The sequence below is a fragment of the Brevundimonas sp. UBA7534 genome (assembly GCF_002479325.1).
Lineage (GTDB): Bacteria > Pseudomonadota > Alphaproteobacteria > Caulobacterales > Caulobacteraceae > Brevundimonas.
This window is the reverse complement of record NZ_DLMO01000037.1, coordinates 1-1,018: the sequence shown is the minus strand read 5'-3', so window position 1 is coordinate 1,018 and position 1,018 is coordinate 1. Positions and strand designations below refer to the sequence as shown.

Below are 1,018 nucleotides of genomic sequence, written 5' to 3'. Positions count from 1 at the left end.
GCGTTGTTTCCGTTGCCCCTCTGGCCATCGCCCAGACCCGAGACGAAAACGGCCGCCCAGTCGCGACCGAAGGCACAAGCCGCGCTGGCCAATCACGCCAACGCCGCCAGCAGCGTCAAACCGCGCCTTCGCCAGAACAGATCATGGCCGCAGCACAAGAGCAGGCAACACTGGCTCAGACGGGTTGCCAGGTGACGGAAGCCAAGCTCCTGGGCACGACGACAGAGCAAACATCGGTCTATGAGATCGCCTGCGCCGCTGGCCCAGGCTACATGATCGAGTCCAAGACGCCGCCCGAGGCGGTCGACTGCGTTGTTCTTGCGAGTTCCGCAGAGAAAATACGCGCTCGTGATCCCCAAGCCGAAGTGGGATCGCAGTGCAGCCTGCCGGCCAATACGGACACCCAGAAGTTTCTGCGTGATTACGCACAACAAGCTGGTGTGCCGTGCACCGTCGACGAGGCGAGTGTTCTGGGTACGGCCAACGACGGCGCGATCACCTATGAGATAGGCTGCGCCGACATGGCGGGCTACTGGATCCGCAAGAGCGGCGATTCCTGGACGAAGACGGACTGTCTGCAAGTCGTGGCCGAGAGCGGAACCTGCGCCTTCACCACGCCGGCCGAGAACGCCGCCCTGCTGAAGAGTTGGCTAGCGGGTTCGGAAGCCGCCAACTGCGACGTGACCGAAGCGCGTCTGATGGGACGTAACGACAACGGCATGTTCTATGAGGCGAAGTGCGCCGGCGCAGATGGCGTCATCGCCCGCCTGAACGCCGAACACGCGGTTCAACAAATCTATGCTTGCGCGACCGCTCAACGCATCGGCGGGGGATGCACCCTTACGCCGGTGCCGGCAGCCCCCGCAGCCACCGAGCAATAGCCCTCGGCACGGGTCGACGAGACCTGAAACAAGGGGCCGCCGGATCGCTCCGGCGGCCCTTTTGCATTCGCCCTCTTTCCCCGAACCGTGACGCGGCTTAGCGTCGCCGCCATGCGCATCGCCACCTGGAACGTGAA

At 64.0% G+C, this 1,018-nt stretch carries 1 protein-coding gene; it reads left to right on the top strand.

Going from position 1 to position 1,018, the window contains the following annotated elements; all coding sequences use genetic code 11:
- A partial coding sequence (locus tag B2U11_RS02835) for a hypothetical protein (protein ID WP_349680701.1) occupies positions 1–881 on the top strand: 881 nt, incomplete at its 5' end.
- Between the last annotated feature and the right edge of the window lie 137 nt (positions 882–1,018).